The sequence below is a fragment of the Stenotrophomonas sp. YJH_SMC_25 genome (assembly GCF_059369595.1).
The window spans coordinates 1-25,118 of record NZ_JCAFSV010000015.1 but is presented as its reverse complement, the minus strand read 5'-3'; the positions used below and the strand labels follow the sequence as shown (position 1 = coordinate 25,118).

Here is a 25,118-nt window from a genome sequence, read left to right as displayed (position 1 = left end):
ATGCCCGCATTGATTCGCATCCCCAGTGTTCTGCTGCTGTCCCTGGCCTGCAGCCAGGCCCTGGCGGCGGTGCCGGCCAAGGCCCCCGTACGGGCCCCGGCCACTGAGGAACTGGCGCTGGAACCGGTGATGGCCGGTGAGTTCGCGCTGCAGGCCGGCAAGCTGGCCGAGGCGGCCCGCTGGTACCTGCAGGCCGCCCAGCAGACCGACGGCGACGCCGGCCTGGCCGAGCGCGCGACCCGCATTTCCATGCTCGCCAACGATGACGCCAGCGCCGCCAAGGGCCTGGCCCTGTGGCAGCAGCGCGCGCCCAGCTCGTTGACCATGCGCAGTGCCGCTGCCGCGCTGGCCATGCGCCAGGGCGATGTGAAGGCAGCGCGTGGCGATCTGCAGGCCTTGCTGGCCGACCCGGATGAACGTGGCTGGAAGTTCGCCCTGGCCGCCCTGATCGGTGGCGGCCGCGACCCGGCAGTACCGGCGCAGGTGCTGGGCGAGCTGGTCGACGCCAACGCCATTCCGCCGAAGATCGAGGCGTGGCAGGAGTTCGGACGCCTTGCCCTGCGCATGGACAAGCCCGAGCTGGCGCGGCGCATGATCGATGAAGTGGTCAAGCGCTTCCCCGAGGAACCGCGTGTGGCGCTGCTGCGGGCCAGCCAGCTGCAGCAGGCCGGGGAGACCGGCAAGGCGTTGTCGCTGCTGCACGATGTGGAGCCGAAGACCCGCCAGGACCCGGAATTGCGCAATGCAGTGGCCATTGCCTATGACAGCCTCGGCCAGCCCGCCGCCGCCGAGCGCGTGCTGGCGTTCGGCCCGCAGGACGTGCAGACCTGGGGCATGCGCGCCTCGCTGCTGGCCAAGCAGGGCGACAAGGCGGCGCTGTCCAACCTCTACAACGAACTGTCGCGGCAGGCGGCCAAGCCGGACCCGGCGCAGCGCCTGCTGCTGGGCAAGATCGCCGAATACCTGAAGCGTTATCCCGAGGCGGTGCAGTGGTACCACAGCGTGCCCGGTGGCGATGAACTGAGCGAGGCGCGCCTGCGCGCAGCCAACGCCCAGGCCCTGGCCGGGCGCCTGCCGCAGGCATTGGATGAAGTGCACGCGATCCAGTCCGATGCGGTGGTCGACGACGATGTGCGCCGCGATGCCTACCTGCTGGAAGCCGAACTGCGCCAGCGTGCTGACGACAGTGCCGGGGAGCTGGATGCGCTGGCCCGCGGCCTGGCCGCCTACCCGGATGACAACGGCCTGCTGTACGCCCGTGCGCTCACCTGGGAACGCCGCGACGACATCCCGCGCGCCGAGGCCGACCTGCGCAAGATCCTGGTGACCGACCCGGAGAACGTGCCGGCATTGAACGCGCTGGGTTACACCCTGGCCGATCGCACCGGTCGCCTGCAGGAAGCGCTGGAGCTGATCGACCGCGCCCGCGTGGCCGAACCGGACAACGCTGCCATCGTCGACAGCTATGGCTGGGTGCTGTACCGCCTGGGCCGCAAGGAAGAAGCACTGGTGCAGCTGCGCCGTGCCTGGACCCTGGCCAAGGACCCCGAGATCGCCGCCCATGTCGGCGAAGTGTTGTGGGTGCTGGGCAAGCATGACGAGGCCCGCCATTTCTTCGACGAAGCGGCCAAGCTCGACCCTGAAAACCGCGCGCTGCTGCGCGCCCGCGAGAAATTCAATCCATGAGTGTTTCCCTGATCCGGCCGCTGCTGTTGGCAACCGCGGCCCTGGCGCTGACCGCCTGTACCAGCGTGGGCACGCAGAAGACCCCGGCGCCGGCGGTGGTCGAGGTTGTTTCGGCCGAAGCGGCGCAGGCCGAGGCGGTGCGCGTGGCCGCGCTGCAGGCACAGCCGGACTGGGCTTTCCAGGGCCGGGTCGCAGTCAGCAAGGGCAAGGATGGCGGCAGCGGACGCATCGACTGGAAGCAGGAAGGACGCCGCTATGTGGTCGAGCTGAGCGCGCCGGTGACCCGGCAGAGCTGGAAGCTGACCGGCGATACCCATTCCGAAGCCGGTCGCCTGGAGGGACTGGCCGGTGGGCCGCGTGCCGGCGAGGACGCCCAGCAACTGCTGCTGGAGGCGACCGGCTGGGACATCCCGGTCAACCAGCTGCCGGCGTGGATCCGTGGCCTGGTGGCCGGTGATGCTGCCGGTCCGGAGAAGGTCGAGCGTGATGGTGAAGGCCGGCCGCGTCGCATGCAGCAGATGGGCTGGCAGGTGCAGTACCTGGACTGGTACCCGGCCGAGGCCGGGCGCCCGGCGCTGCCGCGCCGGATCGAGGCCAGCAATGGCGACGCCAAGGTGCGCCTGCTGGTCGACCAATGGGGGCAGGGCACCCCATGAGTGCCGGGCGCGATGACACGGGCTGGTCCTGGTGGCCGGCCCCGGCCAAGCTGAACCTGTTCCTGCACATCACCGGCCGCCGTGCCGATGGTTACCACGAGCTGCAGACCGTGTTCCGCCTGCTGGACTGGGGCGACCGCATCGGTCTGCGCCTGCGCGAAGACGGCCAGGTGCGCCGGCAGGGCGAGGGGCTGGCTGGCGTGGCCGAGGCGGATGACCTGGCGGTCCGCGCCGCGCGGCTTCTGAAAGATGCGGCCAATATCGTGCAAGGCGCGGACATCATCGTCGAAAAACACGTTCCTGCAGGTGGTGGCTTTGGCGGCGGTTCGTCCGACGCGGCCACCGTACTGGTGGTGCTGAACCGGCTCTGGCGTGCCGGTCTGGACGAGGACGCGCTTGCTGCGCTGGGCCTGCGCCTGGGCGCTGACGTGCCGGTGTTCGTGCGCGGGCGCAATGCCTGGGCCGAAGGGGTGGGTGAGCGCCTACAGCCGATCGTGCTGGAGCCGGCCTGGTATGTGGTGGTTGAACCGGGTGTTCATGTTCCCACCCCGGCTCTGTTCGCAGACCCGGATTTGACGCGCGGCAGCCCAGTGGCGAAAATAGAGGACTTCGCTTCCGGGACCTTGGTCGGGAACGCGTTCGAACCGGTGCTGCGCCGCCGTGAGCCTGCCGTCGAGGCAGCGTTCGCCGCGTTGAGCGATATCGGCACGGCGCGGCTGACCGGTTCGGGAAGTGGTTGTTTCGTCGAGTTCGCATCGCAGTCTGCCGCAGAGCAGGGACGGTCGAAGTTGCCGAAGGAGTTGCGGGCAAGGGTGGCAGCGGGCGTTGCGCGTTCGCCACTGCTGGATGCACTCGAGCAACACTGATTTATCAATGCAGGGGCGTCGCCAAGAGGCCCAAGGCACCAGGTTTTGATCCTGGCATTCGTAGGTTCGAATCCTACCGCCCCTGCCAATAGCGGCTGTGTCCGCGCCTTCCAGCGCATCGCCCGCGCGGGACGTGGAAACAACCGCGGTGTTGTCAGCAGCAAGGGTCCATCGGGGTCCTTGCCGACTCCGGATCCCCGCCACTCGTCCCCGCCCGAGACAATCATGATGCAAGAGTCCCCGAACCTGCTGGTCTTTTCCGGCAACGCCAACAAACGTCTGGCGCAGAACATCTGCAAGGAACTGGGGGTTCGCCCGGGCAAGGCGCTGGTCTCGCACTTCTCCGATGGTGAAGTGCAGGTGGAGATCGAAGAGAACGTCCGCAAGCAGGACGTGTTCGTGATCCAGCCGACCTGCGCGCCGAGCGCGGAAAACCTGATGGAACTGCTGGTGCTGATCGACGCGCTCAAGCGCGCATCGGTGGCCAGCGTGACCGCCGTGGTGCCGTACTTCGGCTACTCGCGCCAGGATCGCCGCATGCGTTCCTCGCGCGTGCCGATCACCGCCAAGCTGGCGGCGAAGATGTTCAGCACCGCTGGCGCTGATCGCGTGCTGACCGTTGACCTGCACGCCGACCAGATCCAGGGCTTCTTCGATATTCCGGTGGACAACGTGTACGCGTCCCCGCTGCTGCTGGCCGACATCTGGCGCGCCTACGGCACCGAGAACCTGATTGTTGTCTCGCCGGACGTGGGCGGCGTGGTCCGCGCCCGTGCGGTGGCCAAGCGCCTGGATGATGCCGACCTGGCGATCATCGACAAGCGCCGCCCGCGCGCCAACGTCTCCACCGTGATGAACATCATCGGTGACGTCGAAGGCAAGACCTGCGTGATGGTCGATGACATCGTCGATACCGCCGGCACCCTGTGCGCCGCTGCCGCTGCCCTGAAGGCGCGCGGTGCGCTCAAGGTTGCCGCCTACTGCACCCACGCGGTGCTGTCGGGCCCGGCGGTGGACAACATCACCAATTCCCAGCTCGACGAGCTGGTGGTGACCGACACCATCCCGCTGAAGGACGCGGCGCGGGTGTGCAGCAAGATCCGCCAGCTGAGCGTGGCGGAAATGCTGGCCGAAACGATGCGTCGCATCGCCTTCGGCGAGTCGGTCAGCTCGCTGTACGTCGACTGAGTTTTTCGCCCCTGCCGGCAACGGCGGGGGCATACCCGGATGCTTCTGGTCGCGGAAGCATCTTCAACCGCCACGCCGCAGGGCGCGGCAACAACCTGAGTAGTCGAAAATGTCGAAGACCCATGAAATCAAGGTCACCAAGCGTGAACTGCAGCGTAAGGGTGCGAGCCGCCGCCTGCGTCACGCCGGTGTGATCCCGGCCATCGTGTACGGCGGCAACGCCGAGCCGGTCGCCATCAGCCTGGACCACAACGAAATCTGGCTGGCCCAGCAGAACGAGTGGTTCTATGCCTCGATCCTGGACCTGAACCTGGATGGCCAGGTGCAGAAGGTCCTGCTGCGTGACATGCAGCGCCACCCGTACAAGCAGCTGATCATGCACCTGGACTTCCAGCGCGTGAACGAGAACGAAGCCCTGACCGCTTCGGTCCCGCTGCACTTCGTCAACGAAGACACCTCGCCGGCCGGCAAGGCTGCCGACGTCGTGGTCACCCACGAACTGAAGGAAGTGACCATCACCTGCCTGCCGAAGGACCTGCCGGAGTCGATCGAAGTCGACCTGGGCGAGCTGAAGGCCGGTGACGTGGTGTACCTGTCCGACATCAAGCTGCCGAAGGGCGTGGAAATCCCGGCTCTGGCGCTGGGCAAGGACCACGACGACGCCATCGTCACCGCCAAGGCCGGCAAGGCCGACGAGGCTGACGAAGAAGCGGCTGCCGCCGAGTAATACCGTTACGGTGCCTGCCTCCGGGCAGGCACCGTACTGGAAGGAACCATGGCAGGACTGCGACTGATCGTCGGTCTGGGCAATCCCGGATCGGAACACGCCCGGACCCGGCACAATGCCGGGTTTCATTTCGTTGAGGCCCTGGCGGAGAAAGCCGGTGCGCGATGGAATGTGGACAGCAAGCTGTTCGGTGAGACCGCCAAGGTCGAGATCGCCGGGCAGACGGTGTGGCTGCTCAAGCCCGCCACCTTCATGAACCTCAGCGGCAAGTCGGTCACCGCCGCACAGCGGTTCTGGAAGATCGAACCGGAAGAGACCCTGCTGGCCCATGACGAACTGGACCTGGCGCCCGGCGTGGCGCGGCTGAAGTTCGACGGTGGCCACGGCGGCCAGAACGGCCTGCGCGACACCATCCGCCTGCTCGGCCACGGCAAGTTCCATCGCCTGCGCGTGGGCATCGGCCATCCCGGCCACAAGGACCGCGTAGTGGGTTGGGTGCTGGGGCGCCCGTCCAAGGAGGACGACGTGCTGATCGCACGCGCCATCGACGATGCGATCGACGTGATGCCGCTGGCGGTACAGGGCGATTTCAGCGAAGCGATGAAGCGGCTGCACACCCCGAAATAAGCTGTAGGTACCGACCGTTGGTCGGTGTGGAACCATCCAATCCGCTAGGTACCGGCCGTTGGTCGGTACGGAACCAACCAATCCGGTAGGTACCGACCGTTGGTCGGTACGGAACCAACCAATCCGGTAGGTACCGACCGTTGGTCGGTACGGAACCAACCAATCCGGTAGGTACCGACCGTTGGTCGGTACGGAGAATGATTGGAAAAGCAGCGCCCAGGCCGCTGTTTCCCCAATCACTTTCACCCCAGAGAGCTGTCACCCATGGGTATCAAATGCGGCATCGTCGGCCTGCCCAACGTCGGCAAGTCGACCCTGTTCAATGCGCTGACCAAGGCGGGTATCGCCGCGGCGAACTTCCCGTTCTGCACCATCGAGCCGAACGTCGGCATCGTGCCGGTGCCGGACCCGCGCCTGAACGAGCTGGCGGGCATCATCAACCCGCAGAAGGTCATCCCGACCGCGGTTGAGTTCGTCGACATCGCCGGCCTGGTGGCCGGTGCCGCCAGCGGTGAAGGCTTGGGCAACAAGTTCCTGGCGCACATCCGCGAAGTCGACGCGATCACCCACGTGGTGCGCTGCTTCGAGCACGGCGACATCGTGCACGTGGCCGGCAAGGTCGATCCGATCTCTGACATCGAAACCATCGACACCGAGCTGGCGCTGGCCGACCTGGACAGTGTCGAGAAGGCGCTGAACCGTGCCGAGCGTGCGGCCAAGGGCGGCGACAAGGACGCAGCGGCGCGCAAGCCGGTGCTGGCCAAGCTGCAGGCTGCGCTGTCGGACGGCAAGGCCGGTCGTTCGGTGGGCCTGGACGAGGAAGAGAAGGCGCTGGTGCGCGACCTGTTCCTGCTGACCCTGAAGCCGGTGATGTACATCGCCAACGTGCTGGAAGACGGCTTCGAGAACAACCCGCACCTGGAAGCCGTGCGTGCGCATGCTGCCGCCGAAGGCGCGCAGGTGGTGCCGGTGTCGGCCGCGATCGAAGAAGAGCTGTCCCAGCTCGACGATGAAGACCGCGATACCTTCCTGGCCGACCTGGGCCTGAGCGAGCCGGGCCTGAACCGCGTGATCAACGCGGCCTACAGCCTGCTTGGCCTGCAGACCTACTTCACCGCTGGCGTGAAGGAAGTCCGCGCGTGGACCGTACGCAAGGGCGCCACCGCCCCGCAGGCTGCCGCCGTCATCCACACCGACTTCGAGAAGGGCTTCATCCGCGCCGAAACCATCGCGTATGACGACTTCATCAAGTACAAGGGCGAAGCCGGCGCCAAGGAAGCCGGTCGCCTGCGCCTGGAAGGCAAGGAATACCGCGTGCAGGAAGGCGACATCCTGCACTTCCGCTTCAACGTCTGATCCAGCGGCATCGGATCGACCCCGGACGCCCCGCCCTGTGCGGGGCGTTCGCGTTTCCGGTAATGGACAAAAAAACACCACGCTGCGAAACGCTTGCGGTGTGACGTTCGCCGGTACTTGTCCACAGCAAACTCCCATCGCTTTCCACGTCGGGTGTGGAAAACCGGCGAACCTGATGCAGCGCCGAGCCCATGCTCGGCTGCGATGGACGTGAGCTGAGCGTGGGCTCGGCGCTAGACGCCTCAATCGTTCCGCGTGGACAAAATTTCGCCACGTATCGAAACGCTTGCGTGGCAACATTCCCACCCACTTGTCCACATCAAATCCAAACCGCTCTCCACGCCGGGTGTGGAAAACCGCGGATGGGCATGGACAAAAATTCACCACGCGCCGAAACGCTTGATGCGTGGCGCTCACCGCCACTTGTCCACACCTAACCCCCATCGCTTTCCACGCGGCATGTGGAAAAAGCGCCCGGCACTCCCTTGCCGGGCACTTCCCGCATCACCAGGTGTACGACACGCCCATCTGCGCACCGACATCGCGGAAGCCCATGCCACCGCTCTGCCGGCTCAATTCACCCCAGCCTCGCCAACCGCCGGACAGATTCACCTGCACACCGGCCTTGGCTTCGTAGATGTCGCGCGGCAGCTGCCGCTGCAGGCGCTCGCCGTCCATCGCCAGGCCTGCGCCATTGCCGCCGGACCACCAGTTCACCGCCACGTACGGGTGCACCTGGCCCTGCGCCGGGCTCAACCCGCGGCTGTACAGGCGCAGGCCGAGGCGGCTGCTGGTCTCGCTACCGCCGCGGTCCTCGACCACCGTGCCGTTGGCCTCGACCACGCGGTCGCTGTCATAGCGGCTATGAACCACCTGCAGCTGCGGTTCCAGGTAGATGCCGCGCTGCGCGGTGCGCCGCAGGGGGAGCACATAGCCGGCTTCGGCCGACGCACTCCAGTTGCGGGCGTCATAGCGCTCCTTCTGCAGGCCTTCGCCCTGCACGCTGTTGCGGAAGCGGCCGTATTGCAGCCAACCATCCACATAGGCGCCGCCCTGCATGCGTGCATCCTGCAGCCAGGTGGCATACGCGCCCACGCTGGTGCCGGTGACCACGCCCCGCGCGGCGTAGCCGGTCACCTGCGATCGGCTGTCATTGCGCGCACGGCCGTGGCCGAGCATCGCACCTGCCTGCAGTTCGCCCGCGCCAACCACCTCGAAGCGGCGGCCGACGCCGACCAGCACGCTGCTGATCTGCCCATCGACCTGGACCTGGCGGTTGCGGTCGTGGCTGTCGGGCTGCGCGCTGCGAAGGTGCATCCAGGCCACGGCATCGCCGCTGAAGCCCGCTTCGGCGGCGGGATCACCGGCGCGGTCGTGCAGGCTGTGCCGGAACATGCCCAGCGCGGCGCTGCGGTTGGCCAGGTAGGCCGCCGGTTCCGGGCGTTCCACCTGCGGGCGCGGCGGATCGATCGGCGGCTCCGGCGGCAATGGTGGATCGACCGGCGGTTCCGGCGGCGACGGCGGATCGACCGGGGGATCTGGTGGCTGCGGCGGATCAATCGGTGGCTCCGGTGGATCGACCGGCGGCGCGTATTCCGAACGCAGGTACCAGTTGCCATCATCCGGGGTCGACACGCCGCCCTTGAACAGGAAGTAGTCGTAGGCACCGGCGACCGCGCGCCCCTGCAGGCTGAACTGTGCATCCGACTGGCCAGCCACGGTGATCAGGCGGATGCCCTCCTTGGTCAGTGCACCGGCGCCGCCGGCGTTGCGCACGCTCACGCTGGCAGTGCCGCTGCTGCTGCCGTTGATGATCAGCTGGTCGCCGAGCGAGGTGTCGTCACCCAGTGCACGGTTGAAGATCCAATGGCCACCGTTGCCCACGTAGTCGCCGCTGACGGTAACGGTCTTGAAATCGCGGGCCGCCGGCGCATCGAAAGCGATGGTGCCGGCGTGTTCGAGCGTACCGACGCTGGAACTGGCACGCACGTTCCACTGGCTGCTGTCATCCAGCGCCAGTTGTGCGACCTGGTAACCGGAGTCGTTGCGCAGGGCGCCGCTGAACTGAGTACCGTTGCGCAGCACCATGTGCACCTCCGCAGTCGCGCTGTCGACGACCACGTCGCCGCTCAGGCGGCTGTTGTCCGCGGTGAAGCGGATCTCGGACGTTGCCACCGAGCTGCCATCAGTGAACACGGTATCGCTGACCCTCAGCAGTCGGCCGCCAACCAGGTCACCTGCCTGACGGGCGACAACGGCGGTATTGTTGAGTGTCAGTTCGTGGTTGCTTCCCTGCAGCCACAACGCTGGGCCGTCCAGGGTCTCGATCTGGCTGTCGTTGAACACCAGCCGATCCCAGTAGGGACCAAATACGGTGATGTAGGAACGATAGGCGCCCGAGTTCGTTCCCAGCGCCTGGATGTGCAGGGCGTCCGCAGTGAGCTTTGCAGTGTTCATCTGCACGATGCCGAACGAGGCTGCGCCATGGGTGGTGATCGAGCCGCCGTCCAGCTGTATGTCCGCGGTACTGCCGCCCAGGAACACACCACCGGACACCGCACCGTAGGTCGCAATGTCGAGATTCCTGGCACGGATCCGGGAGTAGGGCGTTGGAGGGTTGCTGCCGGAAGCGCGCAGGCCGTAGACGCCATCGCCATGGGTATCAATGCTGCCACCGGTGATCGTCGCGGTGCCACCCCATACGTCCACACCGTGGCCATACCCGTTGTCACCAAAGGTGCTGATCACAGTGTTGCTCAGGTCCGCCAGCGAGTCGGCACCGGACAGCCAGATCCCGGAACTGCCATCGCGCACGGTGAAGTGCGCGCCCTCGGCGGTCAACTTGCCCCAGCTGTTGACGTTGACGCCGTAGCCGCCGGTGCTTTCAAAGCGGGCATTGGTGATTTCCGCTGTGGCGAACGTTCGACTGGTCCGGTTTCCCATCAGTCGGATGCTGCTGCCGTTGGCGGTGGCGGTGCCCCCGGTGATGCGGAGGATCCCCCCGTTGTCAATGTCGAAGTAGCCATTGATGACATCCACATCGCGCAGCGACAACACGCTTCCGCTGCCGCTTGCGGACAGGCGGCCGCTGGAACCGTTGGTCGCCTGCGCGAACGTCATCGCCAGTGATTCCAACGAAAGCAGTGCGCCGCCGTCGGCATAGATGGCGCGGCCGGCACCGTTGCTGATCGTGGTACCCGATACATGCAGCTCGCTTCCACGTCCGCTGGAATACAGGGCATGACCATCGCTGCTTACACTGCCGCCATCGAGCCATATCTTGCCGCCGTTGGTGGCGTTGACCGTGCCGTAGCCGGAACTGTTGCGATAGGCATTGATGACCAGGTTGCTGGCGTGGATGACACTGCCGATGCCGGTTGCGTTGAGCGCATAACCGACGCCTGAACTTCCATTGCCAAGCTGTATGTGACCTCCCTGTACAAGAACACTGCCACCTGCGGAGGCCTGGATTGCGCTGCCGCCGCCGGTGACATCGACGCGCGTGCCATCGAGCGTTGCCGTGCTGCCGGCTCCGTTCACGTCCAGGGCGAAGCCGCCCATGGAGTGCAGCAGGGTATCGCTCGCATCCAGCTGCAGGGTCTGGCCATTGATGACCTTCAGCGGCCCGGTCAGATCGGCAGCGTGGACCGGCAGCGCCGCCCACAGGGCGGTGGCCAGCAGGCTGGGAAGAAGGGGGGCAGGCGCGAGGCGCGCGCGCCCGGGCGCACGGCGGTACCGTGTGGGGGAGGCGTACATTCTGTTGGACTTCCTGTGGCAGGGCGCAGCACGGCTGCGCGAACTGGCGCGGCAGGGCCGCGTCGCTGCGGAAGCCACACGCGATGGCAGCTGCAGGCGCCATCGGACTTCCGTCCCCCAGGGCGACGCAGCTACTGCCGGCAGGCGCACCAAGGCGGGATGCGTCCAGCCTAGAAATCGGCGCTGTCCTATGGAATCAGGCGTTTCCTAAAGCCGGTGCAGACCCTTGTACAGGGGCTGCAGGGTTCAGCCTGGAGTGGACCTCAGGCGAACAACGAGGCCTGCAGGCAGTACTCGATCAGCGCCTGATCACTGTCCACGCCCAGCTTGCGCATCGCGCTGATCTTCTGCGTGCTGACCGTCTTGGCGCTGCGCTGCAGCTGGCGTGCAATGTCGCCCACGCTCATGCCGCCGGTGAACAGCCGGATCACTTCCAGCTCGCGCGGCGACAGCCGCGCACGCACCGCATCGGCATCGGCCGGCTCGCTCGCCGCTACCGGCAGCAGGCCCGGGGGCCGGTAGACGCGGTCGGCCAGCACCACGCGCAGGGCCTGTACCAGGCTGCCCAATCCATGGCTCTTGAGCACCACGCCGCCGGCACCAGCGGCATACATCGCCGCAACCAACGACGGGTTGGACACCATCGTCAGCACCAGCAGGCGCGTCTCCGGGAAGCTGCGGCGCAGGAACGAGATCAGCTTGATGCCGTCCCCGAAGCGGTCGCCCCCTGGCATGCTGTAGTCGGTGATCACCGCCTGTGGCCGGGTCCGGGTCATCAGCTCGATCAGCGTCGCCGGGTCGGCCGCTTCGCCCACGACCTCGAGGTCCAGCTCCCCGGCCAGTACGTCGCGGATGCCGGCAAGCACGATCGGGTGGTCGTCGGCGATGAGGATCCGTGTGGTCATGGCGGGTTCGGGTCGTCAGATGAGGAAGGAGATACCGCGCCGAGCAGCGGATGCAGCAGCTGTTCGAGGCGTCGCTGGAAGCCGGCAAGCGGAGCCTCCTGGGTGACCAGGTCATCGCCGCCTGCGAGGCCCTGTTCGATCTGCAGGCCGCTGTCCACCAGCGCAGGTGCGCCGACGATGACCAGTGCGCCGCGGATGCGATGCAGTACCTGCACCACGCGCGCGGGATCGGCGGTGGCAATCGACTGGCGCAGGCTGTCCAGGTCAGCCTGCATGGTCTGCACGAACAATGCCTGCATTCTTGCGGGAACCTGCAGCGGCGGATCATCATCGCGCGTATCGGTGGATACAGGACTTTGCGGCGGCGCGGAAACCGCCACATCGCCCTGGGTGATCCGGATCAGCAGGCGTTGCAGCGCTTCCAGCGTGATCGGCTTGACCAGCACGCCCTGCATGCCCGATTCCTGGCAGCGTTGGCGTTCGGCCGGATCGGCGTTGGCGGTGGCTCCGTGGATCGGCACGCTGACACCGCGCGCCCGCAAGGCGCGCGCCAGGCCATAGCCATCCATCCCGGGCATGTTCAGGTCGGTCAGCACCAGCGCGAACGCGCCCTGCTGCCAGTAGCCCAGCGCTTCATTGCCATCGCTGGCGACCACGGCACGGCAGCCGAGCTGTTCCAGCTGGTCGCGCAGGATCGCCTGGTTGATCGGGTTGTCCTCGGCCACCAGCACCTGCAGGCCGAAACGACGCGTCGCCGGCAGGCGCCCTTCGGCGCTCGCCGCCAGTGGCTGGCCACTGGCCGCGGCCAACGCGAGCACGATCGCATCGAACCGGTGCAGGCCAACCTGCCAGAAGCCATCAATGTGCCGGGGGCGCACGCCGCCTTCGCGGCAGGCGACCACACGCGGTCCACCGGCCCACCGGGGCAGCGGGTCGTCAAGGACCAGGTCGAGCAGCACGGTGGGCGATGGCAAGTCTGCCGTGCTGTCTTCCCGGTACACGCTGGCCTGTGCACCACGCTGCTGCAGGCGTTCGCACAGCGATTGCACCAGCTCGCGCACGCCGCCCCGTACCTGGATCTGCAGGCCCGCAGGCAGCTGCGGCGCAGGGGATTGCTGCGGATCCGCCGGCGCCGGTGGCAGCGGCAGTTCGACGCTGAAGCTGCTGCCCAGGCCGCTCTCGCTGACCACACGCAGCTGGCCTTCCATCAACGCCACAAGATGCGCGCAGATGGCCAGCCCCAGGCCGGTGCCGCGCATCGCATCGGTGCCCGGGTTGGCCTGGAAGAACGGCTCGAACAGGTGCGCCTGGTGTTCGCTGGCAATGCCGATACCGGTATCGGCGACCTGCCACTGCAGCCAGCAGCGTTGCTCCTGCCAGCGTGCCGAAACGCGCACCACCACGCGCCCGCTGTCGGTGAACTTCAGTGCGTTGCTGATCAGGTTGTTGAGGACCTGGCGGATCCGCGCGGCATCACCGCACACCACGGGTGGCACGTCGGCATCGATGCAGGCGTAGAACCGCAGCCCCTTGTTGGCGGCCGCGGCAGCATACGAGTCGAGCGCATCCTCGGTCAGTCGCACCGGATCGAACGGGCTGGGCTCCAGGCTCAGTTGCCCGGCCTCGGCCTTGCTGACGTCGAGGATGTCGCTGATCAGCTGCATCAGGGTCGAGGACGAACGCTGGATCGTCGCCAGATAGTCCTGCTGCCGCGCATCCAGTGGTGTGAGTCCGAGCAGTTCGAGGGTGCCGAGCACGCCGTACAGCGGCGTGCGGATTTCATGGCTCATGGTGGCCAGGAACTGGCTCTTGGCCCGGTTGGCCTGGTCGGCGGCACGGCGCGCCTGCTGCAGCACCTGTTCGGCTTCATGCTGGCTGCTGAGATCGATGAACAGACACAGCACCGCCGGCTCGCCGCGATAGCGCGCCGGCGTCGCGGTCACCAGCAGGTGGCGGCCTTCGGGCGTGGTGTAGGCCAGCCCATCGCCGAGCGTGGTGCCTCCAGCGGCCAGCACGCTGCGCCGCCAAGGGCCATGCCAGCCTCCGCTGTGGTGGTCTTCGCCCAGCCAGCGGCGGGCGAGGGTGTTGTCCAGCAGCACATTGCCATCGGTACGGCGCAGCAGGCACAGCCCGATCGGCGCGTTGTCCAGGATGGTGCGGCTGAAGGCCTCGCTTTCCAGCAGGCGCGCGTGGTTGCTGCGCAGTGGTTCGATGACCGAACGCCGATACGCGCGCAGCAGCAGCGTGCCACCCAACGCCAGCAGCAGGGCCACCACGATCGCGCCGAGCAAGGGCCCCTGTGGGTGCTGGAACACCTGCCGCCAGCTGACGTGGTACACCGCCAGCCAGCCGCGCTCGCTGCGCATGCGGAACTGCAGGCCTGCAAGGCCGGCCTTCCAGGAGGTGCCAGCGTCACTGGCGTCTGCTGCATCGCCCAGCAGGCGCTGGCCATCGGTATCGAACAGCGACAGCCGCTGGAACACCGGAACACCTAGCACCTGCCGGTAGTCATCGACACGTCCCGGATCGAGCAGGCAGGCCAGCGCGGCCTGTGAATCCTTGTCGTCCTCGCCCCACAGGCGTGCATCCTGCGGCGCATGCGCGATGGCCAGCAAACGGGTCTGCCGGTCGCGCCACGGTACGCTCACCCAGACGATGCCACCGCGCTGCAGCGCCGGACGCGTGCCCATGACCCGGTGGATGTCGGCGATCGCCGGGCGCAGGTGATGCGGGCTGTTCTGGCTCGCATCGGTAACGCCGATCTGCACCGGTGCCAGCAGCCCGCGCGTGCCCTGGCCATCGACCAGCAGGCATTGCGGTGGTGGGTAGTGCGAGGCCGACCAGAACGTGCCGTAGAAGCGCAGGAAACGATCGCCCAGCTCGTTCGGTAGCGAAAGACTGGCTCCCTCGCTCCCGATCGCCGCGAAGTTGGCGAACAACGGGCCGCGTTGCAGTTCCACGCTGGCATCGGCAACCGGCTGTCCTCGTGCGCCGACATCGTGCAGCCGCCACTGGCGCAGGAAGCGCTCCTGCTCGCGAAGCGTGCCGTCCAGGCGGCGGAAGTGGTACTCGATCTTGCTGCGCTCTTCGTTCAAAAGTTGCGAGCCGGCAGACAGCAGCAGTCCGGCCTGCAGGGTCGCCAGCACCACCACGCCGATCAGCAGGGCGTGGACACGCAGTGAGCGGCGAGCGAGTCGGCGAACAGGGGCGGCCTCGGCCGGCATGGCGGGTCTCAGGGCAGGGGCGGACAGCGGCACCGGTGGCGGCAGCGCAAAGTCCGCCGCCACTGCACAGACAGGATCGTCAATGCCACTTGATGATGTTGTGAAGTCGCTGTGGAAACCGTGTCAGCTCAGGGCGGCTCGCGATCTTTCGTCCAGTCGCGGTGCTTCTTCGTCCAGCAGGCGGGTGAACTCATCTGAGGGCAGCGCCTGCGAGATCAGGAAACCCTGCACCTGGCTGCAGCCGAGCTGGCGCAACGCGGCCAGGTCGGCATCGCTTTCCACGCCCTCGGCCACGATGGTCAGCCCGAGCTGGTTGGCCAGCGCGATCACCGTCGACAAGGTCAGGTGCAGGGCCGGGTCACGGGCGCAGCCGCTGACCAGCGCGCGGTCGATCTTGACCTCGGTGAAGGGGGTATTGACCAGGTTGTGGACCGAGCTCAGACCCTGCCCGAAATCATCCTGGGCCAGGCCGAAGCCCTTCATGCGCAGCCGGCAGGCACCGGCGTAGAAGTCGCTGACGTGCCGCGTGGTGCTGTTTTCCATCAGCTCAAAGCACAATTCACCAGGCGTACCGCCGTTGGCCAGGGTCAGTGCCAGCAGTTCGTCGGGCAGGTCCGACTGCTCCAGCAGGTGAGGGGGCAGGTTGATCGATACCGGTACCCGGAACCCTTGTTTGCGCCAGCGTGCCTGTGCGCTGATGCTGGCCTTGAGCATCATCCGCAGCAGATCGCCCTCCAGCCCGTATCGGCAGATCGCCGGGAGGAAGCTGCCAGCGGCCAGCGTGCCCAGCTGCGGATGGCGCCAGCGCACCAGTGCCTCGGCCGCCACGACCCGCCCTGACTGCAGTGACTTCTTCGGTTGGAACCAGGCCGTCAGGCTGCCATCGGCCATGGCCTGGCGCAGCTGCGAAACATCCGGTTCGGGTGCAGCCGCCGCGCGCGTGGGGGCCTTGCCAGTGGCCGGACGCGCCTGCGCCAGCGCCTCGAACAGGGCATTCACTTCGGCGGCCGCCACCGGCTTGGGCAGCAGGCCGATCACCTCCAGCCCCAGTGATTCGGCCATCAGCCGTGCCGAGGTCATCATCCGCCGCGGGGCCGCGCTGACCACGGCAAGGCGGGGGGGGCGTGGCTGCGCCGCCAGCGCCTGGATGAACTGGATGCCGTCCTGCCCGGGCATCAGCAGGTCACTGACCACCAGGTCGTAGGGCTGGCAGGCACACAGTGCGATGGCGGCATCCACGTCTTCGCAGGCATCGACCTGGACGCCGGCACGGCTGCCGAAAAGATTGGCCAGGAAACCACGCTGGAAGGGCTGGTCTTCCAGGATCAGGACACGCTGGGTCATGCGGGATCTCCTTGGCGCAGGGCGGTGAGTGCCTTGCGCAGGCGGGCGATGTCGATGGGTTTGCTGAGGTAGCCCTGCATGCCACTGGCCAGGCAGCGCTCGCGCTCTTCGGCGGTGGCATTGGCGGTGGCGCCGATCACCGGTACCAGGTTGCCGTCATCGCGCAGCTCGCGGGCCAGCGCGTGGCCGTCCATGCGCGGCATGTTGATGTCGGTCACCACCAGATCGAAGCACTGCTCGCGGCACCGTTGCAGCGCTTCAATGCCATCCTGTGCCAGCTCCACGTCGCAGCCGAGGGTGCGCAGCTGCTCAGCCAGGATCACCCGGTTGATCGGGTTGTCCTCGACCGCCAGCACGCGCAGCCCCAGCGGCACGGGCGGTGCCAAGCGCGTGGTCTCCGGCTGCGCCGCACGTTGCTGCTGCACGTTGGCCAGCGCATTGCCGATCGCGGTCATGCCATGCAGGGTCACGACCAGGCTGCCATCGGCGGCAGTGATCGGCTGGTCACCGCCCTCGATCGATGCCACCACGCGCGGGCCCGACCATGCCAGCGGAGTGGCTGCTTCGCCATCCATCAGGATCGCGCCGTCATGGTCCAGCAGCGTCGGGTCACCAAGCAGGGGCTGCGCGTTGGCACCCCAGCGACACAGCCAGCCACAGGCACTGTCGACCAGCTCGCGGTCGCGGCCGCGCACCAGGATCGGTGGTTCCGGCAGCAATGTGGGCCCATCCTCGGCAGCGGCCAGCACCGGCAATGGCAGGCGGACGCTGAAGCTGCTGCCCAGGCCCGGCTCGCTCACCACCTGCAGCTCGCCGCTCATCAAGCGCACCAGACGGTCGCTGATGGACAGGCCCAGGCCGGTACCCTGCGCGCTGGCCGCGCCGCGGACCTGGCGGAACGGTTCGAACAGCCGCGCCTGTTCCTCCGCAGCGATACCCACGCCGGTATCGGTCACCTGCCAGGCCAGCACGCTCGATTCACCTTCGCGCTGTACTTGGCGCACGCGCAACATCACCCGGCCATGCTCGGTGAACTTGATCGCGTTGCTGAGCAGGTTGCCCAGCACCTGGCGGATGCGGTCGGCATCACCGAGCACCCGCGTCGGCAGGCGCGGATCGGTGCAGACCAGGATCTGCAGGCCCTTGCAGGTGGCTGACGCGGCGAAGCTGCGCAGCACACTCTCGGTCAGCTCGCGCGGCGAGAACGCCGCCGGCTCCAGGCTGAGCTGCCCTGACTCGATCTTGGACACATCCAGCACATCACTGATCAACTGCAGCAGGACCGACGAGGAACTCTCGATGGTGCGCAGGTATTGCGACTGCCGGGCGTCCAGCGAGGTGTGCCCCAGCAGCTCCAGCGTGCCCAGCACGCCGTACAGCGGAGTGCGGATTTCATGGCTCATGGTGGCCAGGAACGCGCTCTTGGCCTGATTGGCCGCATCGGCCGCCTGGCGTGCCGACGACAGTGCGGCCTGTGCCTGGCGGTGTCGGGAAATATCATGGAAGACGCATAGCAGCACATCATCGCCCTGGTAGCGGCAGGCGGCGTGCAGCACCTGCAGCTGGCGCCCGTCGCGGGCGGTGAATTCCAGTCCGCGCCCGCGCTCGCCGGCATGTCCGCGCCATGGCGCCTGCCAGTCGCTGTGTTCGCCTTCCTCGCCGAGCCAGTCGCGCAGCAGCTGGTTGGACAGCAGCAGCGCGCGGTCGTTGCGGCGCAGGACGCAGATGCCGACCGGCGCCATGTCGATCACCGTCGAACTGAAGTCCAGGTTCTCCAGCAGGCGGCGGTGCTGCTGCAGGGCCGGCTGGATCAGCTGCAGGTCCACGCGATGCCGTAGCAGGCGCAGCGCAACACCGGCCAGCAGCAGCAACAGCACGCAGACCAGCAGGGGCACGGCCAGGTCGCCCAGCAGCAGCTGCGGCGGCAGGTGGTAGACCAACCGCCAGCCGTCATTGCCGACACTTTTCACCAGCGCTACGCCGCGCGGCAGGCCGCCGCTCCATAACGTACCGAAGCTGTCGTCCTGGCGTTCCCGCAGGATTGTCCAGCCCGCGCGATCCAGCCGCGGCGCCTGGCTGGACAATGCAGGCTGCCCAGAACGGTCGAGCAACGCATAACCGCCGATGCCCTGGCCATCGATCATGCCCGCCGCTGCATCTGTATCAAGCAGCAGTACCAGCCACTGCGCCGGATGGGGACCGGACTGCACCGGCTGCGCCAGTGCGACGCCACGGTCACCCGGGCGCAGCCAGTACACCCGGTCAGCGCCCTCGAGGCTGCCGTTGCGCGCCTGCAGTGCACGCAGCGACGGCAGGCGCGCCAGGTCGACGTCGACCGCGTCGCCGGCCAGCCAATGCGCACCCCGCGCATCGACCAGCAGCAGGTGCGTCTGCAGCGCCTGCAGCGTGTGCTCGGCACGCGCTGACAACAGCAGCCGTTGTCCCGGCTGGCCACCGGGACCATCCAGCGGCACCTGGCGCATCCCTTCGCTGTCCGCAGTTGGCGCATCCGGGCGGCCGGCCAGCACCGAATCGCCCAGGTAGCGCAGCAGGGCTTCGCGCTGGTCGAAATAGATCTGGGCCCTGTAGGCCGCTGCATTCATCTCGCGGCGATGGGTCGAGATGTCCTCGGTGAATGCCGTGAGCAGGTAGAACCCGGCCGCGGCGGCCAGGCAGATGAAGACACAGACGGTCAGGCAGCGCAACAGCACCGACGCGGTGGTCGATGGCACTGTCTTCTGCAGCGAAGGGCGGGGGAAGCGGAACATGCAACGATGCTAGGAAGCGGCGCGGACGGCGCGGAATCAGCTGTTTCCTAAAATCTCCGGCTGGCCGACCGGCCCGGAGCCTGCACGCGGGCACTGTTCAGGTGGCAAAAAAAGGAACCCCCGCCGAAGCGGGGGTTTCCTGTACCGACATTGGCCGGGCACTTACAGCGCGCTGCCACCGAACTTGTGGGTGTACTGCAGGTTGATGGTGCGGCCGACGCTGTCGAACCAGGACACGTCGTAGTACGGATACGCGGTGTAGGTGGCATCCTTCGGCGGCATCTTGTTGAACACGTTGACCACCGACAGCGACAGGCGCGAATGGTCGTCGAAGCGATACTGCACCGAGGCGTTGTAGCGGTAGGTCGCCTTCACGTAGGGGCTGTCACCGCTTTCCCAGTCGAACGACTGGTCGTAGTTGTCCGAGGTCGGCAGCTTGCCCAGGCGCGAACCGTAGACCGTGGCCGACCACGCGTCCTTCTCCCAGGTCACGCTCAGGCTGGTCTTGGTGCGCGGGATGTCGAATCCGCTGTTGACCGCGAACTGGTCCAGGGTCGGATCGCCGGGGTAGCGCTGGAAATCGTGCTTCTTCACCCAGGTGTGGGTGCCATTGAGGATGAAGTCGCCGATACCGGTCTGCAGGCGGTAGCGCAGGCCGACGTCGATGCCGGAGGTCGACTCGCGGGCGACGTTGATCGGCGCCACGCGCACGCCGTACAGGCGGCCGTCGCTGGTACGGGTGATGCGGTCGAGCGCGTCCACGCAGGTCGGCGAATTGATGTCGGCACTGCCGAGCCGGCAGTTCGCTTCGTTGGCCAGGAGGGTGCGCACATCCATGTCCTGCACCTGCTTGCGCATGTCGATGTCGAACCAGTCCACCGACAGGTCCAGGCCGATCGCCGGCGACCAGACCAAGCCTGCACTCCACGAGGTGCTGGTTTCCGGGTCGAGCTGGCGGTTGCCGGTGCGGCTGCGGATCAGGTTGCGCTCGTAGTCGGAACAGTCGCTGGCGCCATCGGCGCGGCAGCTGTACAGGTCTTCGGCGGTGGTCTCGTCGTTGCCCGGTCCGGCGAACACGTAGTGCAGGTCCGGCGCGCGGAACGCGGTGCCATACGAACCGCGTACCAGCAGCGTGTCGATCGGGCGCCATTCCAGACCGCCGCTCCAGGTCGCCTTGCCGATGGTGTGGCCGGAATAGCGGTACTGGTCGTAGCGGCCGGCCACGCTCAGGTTGACCGTCTCGTGCAGCGGCATGCGCAGCTCGGCGGCGGTCGCCCAGCGGTTGCGCGAGCCCTGGCCGTCCGAATCCTTCCAGCTGTAGTAGTAGTACTGGGTGGCCAGCGGATCGGGATTCAGCGCATAGGCCTGTTGGCCCACTTCCACGGTCGCGGCGAACCCGGCATCACCGCCCGGCAGGCCGAACAGCGCGGAATTGGTCAGCGTGAATGCAGCCGTCTCGGTGCGCGACTTCGGCGAATAGGTAGTGCGTGCGGCAATCGAATCGTACTCGGCGCGGGTCAGCGGCCGGTACAGCCGCGACGGGTCCGCGTTGTAGATCGGGAAACCGTCGTCGTCCACGCCCAGCTGCGGGCCCAGGAACAGGTCATTCGCCTTGGAGGCGATGATCTGCGCCCAGCTGATCCGCGACTGGTACTGCGAATGGCTCAGCGCCGCTTCGTAGTCCCAGTTGCCGGCCAGATTGCCCTTGAAGCCGGTGGTCACGCTGAAGGTCTTCTGCGTGCTGCGTACCATCGCATTGCGCAGGCCCCCCATTTCCTCGGGTGAGAACTGGCGCTGCCAGAACTCGATCTCGCCGGTGGCCTGGTTGTTGAAGTAGCCCGACTCATCGCCATTGGCGTCCATGCGGCCCCACTTGGTGACGTCGCGCATCAGCGACATCGTGTGGTAGCCCAGCTGCACATCGGCGAACCATTGCTGGCCGTTGTCGAAGTCGTAGCTCAGCGAGGCGTAGCCATTGGCGCCGCGGCGCTTGCTGAGGATGGTGCCGTAGCCGATCGAGCTGTCGCTGCCGCAGTAGTAACCGTAGCGCGGGCGGTAGGCGCGGTAGGTGCTGCCCTGGTTCTGCCCGGCCAGCGCTTCGCAGGTGGCCGCGCCCGGATCCAGGTAGTCGTCGTTGTAGTCCGTACGCAGGTAAGCGCGGCGGGCGATGCGCGAGCCCTCGGTGGGGCCGTCCTGGGTCGAATCCTGGATGTCGCGTTCATAGGCCCATAGCGGGGTCTGCGACTGCAGCTCGACGCTGTACACGGCGTTGAAGTTGCCGCGGCTGAAGCCGCTGGCCAGGCTCATGTCGAACGACTCGCCACCGCCTTCGCTGGTGGTGCCCATGCGCATGTCGATCATGGTGCCGTCGGCCTTCTTCTTCAGGATGAAGTTGACCACGCCGGCGATCGCGTCCGAGCCGTAGATGGCCGAGGCGCTGCCGGTCAGCACTTCGATGCGCTCGATCATCCCCAGCGGGATGTTGGAGACATCGGTGAAGTTGCTGCGGCCCTTGAACGGCATCGGGAAGTCGGCGATGCGGCGGCCATTGACCAGCACCAGCGTGTGGTTCGGGCCCAGGCCGCGCAGGTCCACCTGCTGGGCGCCCGGCGAGAAGTCGGCGCCGCTGGAAGACTGCTGGCTCTGGGTCTCACCGCCGTTCTGGGTCATTGCACGCAGCACGTCCGGCACGCTGGTGAAGCCGCTGGAGCGGATCTGTTCGGCGTTGATCACCGTGATCGGGGCGGGGCCTTCCACCTGGGCGCGCGGAATGCGCGATCCGGTGACCTGCACCGCATCCAGTTGTTGAACCGAGGAGGAAGCCGGTGCCTGGGCCGCCGCGGAAGCAGCCACGCCCATCAACGCCAGCTGGATCGACCACGCCATCGCCTTTCTACGCATGAGGAATTCTCGGAAATGAAGCCGGCCCGCAGAGGAGGGGCCCTGTCCCCCATTCAGATTTCCGGAACGGGCGCGCGCATTTAACGCCTTTTTCATGTCCTTGACTACTGGGTCCCTATCTGGCAAAGAGTGGAAACGCTTGCAAGTCGATTTTGTTCAGGGAGATCAAGATGCGACGCCTCCATCGGACCCTGCGTGCCCCCTTCGCCTGGCTGGCGCTGCTGGTCTTGGCCGTGCCGTTGGTCGCCCTTGCGCAGGACCTGCAGGGCCCGGGCTTCGCCTACTACGAAGCCGGCGATCTCGACGCGCCCCGGCCCGGTCCGCGCGCACCGGCCATGATGCTGATGGGCGGTGGCGAATGGGTGCCGGAGGCCTTCCACTGGTGGCTGAAGCAGGCTGGCAATGGCCGTGTGCTGATCCTGCGCGCTTCTGGCAGTGATGAGCTGCAGGACCGCCTGTACCGCGAGATCGGCGGTACCACCGCAGTGCAGACGCTGGTCTTCGACAGCCGCCGCGGCGCCGACGATCCGGCCGTGCTGCGCGTGGTTGCCGCAGCTGATGCCATCTTCATTGCCGGTGGTGACCAGTCGCGCTACATCCGCTTCTGGAAGGGCACTGCGCTCAACCGCGCGCTGAACGCCCACGTGCGCGCTGGCAAGCCGATTGCCGGTACCAGTGCGGGGCTCGCCATCCTCGGTGGCTATGCCTACGGCGCGATGGACGGCGGCAGCATCACCTCTGCCGGTGCCCTGGCGGACCCGATGGGCAGCGCGGTGACCATGGACAGCGGCTTCCTGCAGATGCCCTACCTGCAGCGCGTGGTCACCGACACCCACTTCGACAAGCGCGACCGGCTCGGTCGCCTGATCGTGTTCGTGGCGCGCGCCGCACAGGACAGTGGCGACCCCGACATCGTCGGCATCGGCGTCGACGAGGACACCGCCCTGTGCGTGGAGCCTGATGGCCAGGCGCAGGTCTACAGTGCTGACGGCGAGGGCAAGGTCTGGGTGGTCAACCCTGGCCGCGATGCCGACCGCCTGGTCGAGGGCGAGCCGCTGCGCTTCCGCGCGGTGCCGGTAACGGTGGTCGCCAGCGGCAGCCGCATGCGCCTGGATGACGTCCAGGCCGAGGCCGACTACCAGGCCGTGGCCGACGTCAGAGACGGCGAGCTTGAGTTCACGCTTCGGTAGTGCCGGCCGCTCGCCGGCAACCCACCTTCCCTGATACGCCCCCCGCCGGCCAGCGGCCGGCACTATCCTGCAATCCATTCCCCGCTACTGCTGGAGACGTATCCGATGAAACTGCGCCTGGCGCTGTCTGCGCTGCTGTCCCTGCCCATGCTTGCCCAGGCCGCACCGGCCGCTTCACCGCTGCTGGTCATCCACGGCGGCGCCGGCGTCGAGCGCAAGGACCTGTCGCCGGCCGAGGAAAAGGCCGCACGTGACGCGCTGCGGGCGGCACTGCTGAAGGGTCATGCGGAACTGGCGGCGGGGCGACCCGCGCTGGCCGCAGTCACCGCCGCGATCACCGTGCTGGAGGACGATCCCACCTTCAACGCCGGCAAGGGCGCGGTGTTCACCCACGACGGCCACAACGAGCTGGATGCGGCAGTCATGGATGGCGCGAACCAGGCGGCGGGCGCGGTGGCGGGCGTGCAGCGGGTGCGCAACCCGATCCTGCTGGCGCAGACCGTGATGCAGAAATCCCGCCACGTGATGATGGTCGGGCAGGGCGCCGAAGCCTTCGCGGCCGAGCAGGGCATTCCTCTGGTCGATCCCTCCTACTTCCGTACAGAGAAGCGCTGGCAGCAGCTGCAGCGCGCGCTGAAGGAAGAGGCCAGCGGCCAGGCGCATGCCGACCTGGAGACTGCAAAGCACTTCGGTACCGTTGGTGCGGTCGCATTGGACGCGCAGGGGCATCTGGCCGCCGGCACCTCCACCGGGGGCATGACCAACAAGCGCTACGGCCGGGTCGGTGACTCGCCGATCATCGGTGCCGGCACCTGGGCCGACGCACGCTGCGCGGTGTCCGGCACCGGGTGGGGCGAGTACTACATCCGCACTGCGGCCGCGCACGAGATCTGCGCGCGCATGCGCTACCAGGGGCAGAGCCCGGAGCAGGCCGGCAAGGGCGTGATCAACGAGACGATTCCGCAGATGGGCGGCGACGGCGGTGCGATCGTGCTCGGCGCAGACGGAAAAATGGCCACGCCGTTCAACACCCAGGGCATGTATCGGGGCTGGATCGGCGGCGACGGCGTCCCTCATGTCGCAATTTTCGCCAACGAGACCCTGCCGGTTCCCGGGCAATAACCTTGCGTATCAATGGGTTTGCGACAGCGTGTGAAAAAAATGGAAAAAAGCGTTGACAGCCCCCCGTCCCATCAGCAGAATAAGCGGCTCACCACCACGCACCGCAACGCTTCGGCGGCAACGGAATGGGGTGGTAAGGAGGGATACCCAAGCGGCCAACGGGGGCAGACTGTAAATCTGCTGGCTTACGCCTTCGGTGGTTCGAATCCACCTCCCTCCACCAGTTTCACGTTGTGACATTCCCGGCGCGGGAGTAGTTCAATGGTAGAACCTCAGCCTTCCAAGCTGATGGTGCGGGTTCGATTCCCGTCTCCCGCTCCATTGAATGAACTTTGAATATTATCGAGTTCATGTCATAATGCAAAACTCGGCTCACGTAGCTCAGTCGGTAGAGCACTTCCTTGGTAAGGAAGAGGTCGAAGGTTCGATTCCTTTCGTGAGCACCATCTTAAGCATCACCTCTCAGACGAATTCGAGATAAGCAGCCATGGCCAAGGGTAAGTTCGAGCGCACCAAGCCGCACGTCAACGTCGGCACCATCGGTCACGTCGACCACGGCAAGACCACGCTGACCGCCGCACTGACCAAGATCGGTGCCGAGCGCTTCGGTGGCGAGTTCAAGGACTACTCCTCGATCGACGCCGCTCCGGAAGAAAAGGCTCGTGGTATCACGATCTCGACCGCGCACGTCGAATACGAATCCCCGGTCCGTCACTACGCCCACGTCGATTGCCCGGGCCATGCTGACTACGTCAAGAACATGATCACCGGTGCCGCCCAGATGGACGGCGCGATCCTGGTG

Annotated in this window: 16 protein-coding genes and 4 tRNA genes; 14 read left to right on the top strand and 6 right to left on the bottom strand. The window is 66.9% G+C overall.

Annotated features, from left to right (window positions below):
• The 8 genes from AC5P7E_RS17580 to ychF all read left to right on the top strand — a co-directional run bounded on the left by AC5P7E_RS17580 (position 1) and on the right by ychF (position 7,106).
• The gene (locus AC5P7E_RS17580) at positions 1–1,686 is read left to right on the top strand and encodes a tetratricopeptide repeat protein (protein WP_171969031.1); all 1,686 of its coding nucleotides are present in this window, start codon (positions 1–3) and stop codon (positions 1,684–1,686) included.
• Positions 1,683–2,342 (top strand): lipoprotein insertase outer membrane protein LolB, encoded by a 660-nt coding sequence (gene lolB / locus AC5P7E_RS17575; protein WP_088610972.1) that lies wholly within the window; start codon positions 1,683–1,685, stop codon positions 2,340–2,342. Before AC5P7E_RS17580 ends, lolB begins: the two co-directional genes overlap by 4 nt.
• Positions 2,339–3,208: a 4-(cytidine 5'-diphospho)-2-C-methyl-D-erythritol kinase gene (gene ispE / locus AC5P7E_RS17570; RefSeq protein ID WP_005408190.1), complete on the top strand. Its 870-nt coding sequence runs from the start codon at positions 2,339–2,341 to the stop codon at positions 3,206–3,208. Before lolB ends, ispE begins: the two co-directional genes overlap by 4 nt.
• A gap of 11 nt (positions 3,209–3,219) precedes the next feature.
• Positions 3,220–3,296: transfer RNA gene (locus tag AC5P7E_RS17565), tRNA-Gln, on the top strand.
• Between the two features lie 140 nt (positions 3,297–3,436).
• Complete coding sequence (locus AC5P7E_RS17560) at positions 3,437–4,396, top strand: ribose-phosphate diphosphokinase (protein ID WP_005415400.1); 960 nt, start codon at positions 3,437–3,439, stop codon at positions 4,394–4,396.
• Positions 4,397–4,505: 109 nt separating this feature from the next.
• Positions 4,506–5,123 carry a 50S ribosomal protein L25/general stress protein Ctc gene (locus AC5P7E_RS17555; protein WP_005408191.1) on the top strand — a complete coding sequence of 206 codons (618 nt, stop codon included), beginning with the start codon at positions 4,506–4,508 and terminating at the stop codon, positions 5,121–5,123.
• A 48-nt stretch (positions 5,124–5,171) separates the two neighbouring features.
• Positions 5,172–5,750 (top strand): aminoacyl-tRNA hydrolase, encoded by a 579-nt coding sequence (gene pth, locus AC5P7E_RS17550; RefSeq protein ID WP_005408192.1) that lies wholly within the window; start codon positions 5,172–5,174, stop codon positions 5,748–5,750.
• A gap of 264 nt (positions 5,751–6,014) precedes the next feature.
• Complete coding sequence (gene ychF / locus AC5P7E_RS17545) at positions 6,015–7,106, top strand: redox-regulated ATPase YchF (RefSeq protein ID WP_005408193.1); 1,092 nt, start codon at positions 6,015–6,017, stop codon at positions 7,104–7,106.
• 504 nt (positions 7,107–7,610) lie between these two features.
• Here ychF and AC5P7E_RS17540 read toward each other — a convergent pair.
• The 6 genes from AC5P7E_RS17540 to AC5P7E_RS17515 form a co-directional block, all read right to left on the bottom strand.
• Positions 7,611–10,862 carry an autotransporter outer membrane beta-barrel domain-containing protein gene (locus tag AC5P7E_RS17540; RefSeq protein ID WP_099497493.1) on the bottom strand — a complete coding sequence of 1,084 codons (3,252 nt, stop codon included), beginning with the start codon at positions 10,860–10,862 and terminating at the stop codon, positions 7,611–7,613.
• A 263-nt stretch (positions 10,863–11,125) separates the two neighbouring features.
• Positions 11,126–11,767: a response regulator gene (locus tag AC5P7E_RS17535; protein ID WP_005408195.1), complete on the bottom strand. Its 642-nt coding sequence runs from the start codon at positions 11,765–11,767 to the stop codon at positions 11,126–11,128.
• Positions 11,764–14,991, bottom strand: coding sequence for a hybrid sensor histidine kinase/response regulator (locus AC5P7E_RS17530; RefSeq protein WP_005408196.1), 3,228 nt, complete (start codon positions 14,989–14,991; stop codon positions 11,764–11,766). Before AC5P7E_RS17530 ends, AC5P7E_RS17535 begins: the two co-directional genes overlap by 4 nt.
• Before the next feature lie 123 nt (positions 14,992–15,114).
• Positions 15,115–16,335, bottom strand: coding sequence for an EAL domain-containing response regulator (locus AC5P7E_RS17525; RefSeq protein ID WP_005408197.1), 1,221 nt, complete (start codon positions 16,333–16,335; stop codon positions 15,115–15,117).
• Positions 16,332–19,103, bottom strand: a complete 2,772-nt coding sequence (locus AC5P7E_RS17520) for a response regulator (RefSeq protein WP_005408198.1) — start codon at positions 19,101–19,103, stop codon at positions 16,332–16,334. The genes AC5P7E_RS17525 and AC5P7E_RS17520 overlap by 4 nt, the downstream gene beginning before the upstream one ends.
• A 162-nt stretch (positions 19,104–19,265) precedes the next feature.
• A complete protein-coding gene (locus AC5P7E_RS17515; protein WP_088610971.1) occupies positions 19,266–22,004 on the bottom strand; it encodes a TonB-dependent receptor plug domain-containing protein in 2,739 nt (912 codons plus the stop codon).
• A 170-nt stretch (positions 22,005–22,174) separates the two neighbouring features.
• On the opposite strand from AC5P7E_RS17515, the gene AC5P7E_RS17510 reads away from it, so the two are divergent.
• From AC5P7E_RS17510 to AC5P7E_RS17485, 6 genes are all read left to right on the top strand, one after another.
• Positions 22,175–23,194: a cyanophycinase gene (locus tag AC5P7E_RS17510; protein ID WP_088611270.1), complete on the top strand. Its 1,020-nt coding sequence runs from the start codon at positions 22,175–22,177 to the stop codon at positions 23,192–23,194.
• 105 nt (positions 23,195–23,299) lie between these two features.
• Complete coding sequence (locus tag AC5P7E_RS17505; protein ID WP_024957319.1) at positions 23,300–24,316, top strand: isoaspartyl peptidase/L-asparaginase family protein; 1,017 nt, start codon at positions 23,300–23,302, stop codon at positions 24,314–24,316.
• A 137-nt stretch (positions 24,317–24,453) separates the two neighbouring features.
• A tRNA-Tyr gene (locus tag AC5P7E_RS17500) sits at positions 24,454–24,539 on the top strand.
• Positions 24,540–24,563: 24 nt separating this feature from the next.
• Positions 24,564–24,637 (top strand) — tRNA-Gly (locus AC5P7E_RS17495).
• 49 nt (positions 24,638–24,686) lie between these two features.
• A tRNA-Thr gene (locus AC5P7E_RS17490) sits at positions 24,687–24,762 on the top strand.
• Positions 24,763–24,803: 41 nt separating this feature from the next.
• A partial coding sequence (locus AC5P7E_RS17485) for a GTP-binding protein (RefSeq protein ID WP_258010329.1) occupies positions 24,804–25,118 on the top strand: 315 nt, incomplete at its 3' end.

Excerpts from the sequence above, each read along its gene's own strand:
- AC5P7E_RS17515 (WP_088610971.1), bottom strand. The coding sequence starts at position 22,004 with ATGCGTAGAAAGGCGATGGCGTGGTCGATCCAGCTGGCGTTGATGGGC.
- ispE (WP_005408190.1), top strand. The coding sequence starts at position 2,339 with ATGAGTGCCGGGCGCGATGACACGGGCTGGTCCTGGTGGCCGGCCCCG.
- AC5P7E_RS17510 (WP_088611270.1), top strand. The coding sequence starts at position 22,175 with ATGCGACGCCTCCATCGGACCCTGCGTGCCCCCTTCGCCTGGCTGGCG.
- AC5P7E_RS17505 (WP_024957319.1), top strand. The coding sequence starts at position 23,300 with ATGAAACTGCGCCTGGCGCTGTCTGCGCTGCTGTCCCTGCCCATGCTT.
- AC5P7E_RS17525 (WP_005408197.1), bottom strand. The coding sequence starts at position 16,335 with ATGACCCAGCGTGTCCTGATCCTGGAAGACCAGCCCTTCCAGCGTGGT.
- AC5P7E_RS17535 (WP_005408195.1), bottom strand. The coding sequence starts at position 11,767 with ATGACCACACGGATCCTCATCGCCGACGACCACCCGATCGTGCTTGCC.
- pth (WP_005408192.1), top strand. The coding sequence starts at position 5,172 with ATGGCAGGACTGCGACTGATCGTCGGTCTGGGCAATCCCGGATCGGAA.
- AC5P7E_RS17560 (WP_005415400.1), top strand. The coding sequence starts at position 3,437 with ATGCAAGAGTCCCCGAACCTGCTGGTCTTTTCCGGCAACGCCAACAAA.
- AC5P7E_RS17540 (WP_099497493.1), bottom strand. The coding sequence starts at position 10,862 with ATGTACGCCTCCCCCACACGGTACCGCCGTGCGCCCGGGCGCGCGCGC.
- AC5P7E_RS17580 (WP_171969031.1), top strand. The coding sequence starts at position 1 with ATGCCCGCATTGATTCGCATCCCCAGTGTTCTGCTGCTGTCCCTGGCC.
- ychF (WP_005408193.1), top strand. The coding sequence starts at position 6,015 with ATGGGTATCAAATGCGGCATCGTCGGCCTGCCCAACGTCGGCAAGTCG.
- lolB (WP_088610972.1), top strand. The coding sequence starts at position 1,683 with ATGAGTGTTTCCCTGATCCGGCCGCTGCTGTTGGCAACCGCGGCCCTG.
- AC5P7E_RS17520 (WP_005408198.1), bottom strand. The coding sequence starts at position 19,103 with ATGTTCCGCTTCCCCCGCCCTTCGCTGCAGAAGACAGTGCCATCGACC.
- AC5P7E_RS17530 (WP_005408196.1), bottom strand. The coding sequence starts at position 14,991 with ATGCCGGCCGAGGCCGCCCCTGTTCGCCGACTCGCTCGCCGCTCACTG.
- AC5P7E_RS17555 (WP_005408191.1), top strand. The coding sequence starts at position 4,506 with ATGTCGAAGACCCATGAAATCAAGGTCACCAAGCGTGAACTGCAGCGT.